This window comes from Ectothiorhodospira mobilis (assembly GCF_016584115.1).
Classification (GTDB): Bacteria; Pseudomonadota; Gammaproteobacteria; order Ectothiorhodospirales; family Ectothiorhodospiraceae; genus Ectothiorhodospira; species Ectothiorhodospira mobilis.
This window is the reverse complement of sequence record NZ_NRSK01000119.1, coordinates 1-273: the sequence shown is the minus strand read 5'-3', so window position 1 is coordinate 273 and position 273 is coordinate 1. Positions and strand designations below refer to the sequence as shown.

The 273-nt window shown below is 61.5% G+C and carries 1 protein-coding gene; it reads left to right on the top strand.

Translation table 11 applies throughout. From position 1 onward, the window contains the following. On the top strand, positions 1-273 hold a 273-nt coding region (locus CKO33_RS13360), incomplete at both ends, for an aminoacyl--tRNA ligase-related protein (protein ID WP_338081793.1).

Here is a 273-nt window from a genome sequence, read left to right as displayed (position 1 = left end):
TTCCAGATCCAGTGGAAATTCCGCGACGAGGTGCGCCCGCGCTTTGGCGTGCTGCGCGGCCGCGAATTCTACATGAAGGACGGCTACGGCTTCGACCTCGACCGCGAAGGTGCGGTGATCACCTACAAGCAGATGATGCTGGCCTATATGCGCACCTTCCAGCGCCTGGGCATCACCGCGATCCCGATGCGCGCCGATACCGGGCAGATCGGTGGCGATCTTTCCCATGAATTTCACATCCTCGCCCCCACCGGCGAATCCGGCGTGTTCTAT